Source organism: Bartonella sp. AD328YNZD (assembly GCF_042196425.1).
Genome location: NZ_JBHIQG010000857.1, coordinates 1 through 551, shown reverse-complemented (window position 1 = coordinate 551; position 551 = coordinate 1). Strand labels below are relative to the sequence as shown.

Genomic DNA, 551 nt, shown 5'->3' with positions numbered 1-551 from the left:
ACAGTTATAAATAAGAATAATCCTTTCTTTAATATAAATTTATTAATATAAATTTCTGTAAAAAATACTTTTGAATAGCATTTCATTAGTGATATAGATTTTATTCATATTTTTCTTACAAAATAATTAAATACTGTTCGGATTTTATGTTTTTTTTAATTTTTATACAATTACTTGATATTACACAAATAAATTTCCTATAAATGGTACTTGCAGATTTAAAAAATTGAGTGTAAAATAATTTTTTCTTAAAGAATATTTCATTCATAAAATCTCCATAAATTATTCAGGGTAATCCTCTTCCTAATTAAAAGAGCATATTTCATGCAAAAAATGAAACTACAAGAACTTAAAAGCAAAAAACCAGTCGAACTTGTTTCTTTTGCTGAAACTTTAGAAGTTGAAAATGCTTCTCTTATGCGTAAACAAGAATTAATGTTTGCAATCTTGAAAAAACTAGCCTTACAAGATGTAGAAATTATAGGAGAAGGTGTTGTCGAAGTTTTACAAGATGGATTTGGATTCTTGCGCTCTGCTGATGCTAATTATCT

The 551-nt window shown here is 24.5% G+C and carries 1 protein-coding gene; it reads left to right on the top strand.

Translation table 11 applies throughout. The annotated features are described in order from the left end of the window. Positions 1-324 precede the first annotated feature (324 nt). The coding region (locus ACFIO3_RS15435) for a Rho termination factor N-terminal domain-containing protein (RefSeq protein ID WP_375704820.1) at positions 325-551 on the top strand (227 nt) is incomplete at its 3' end.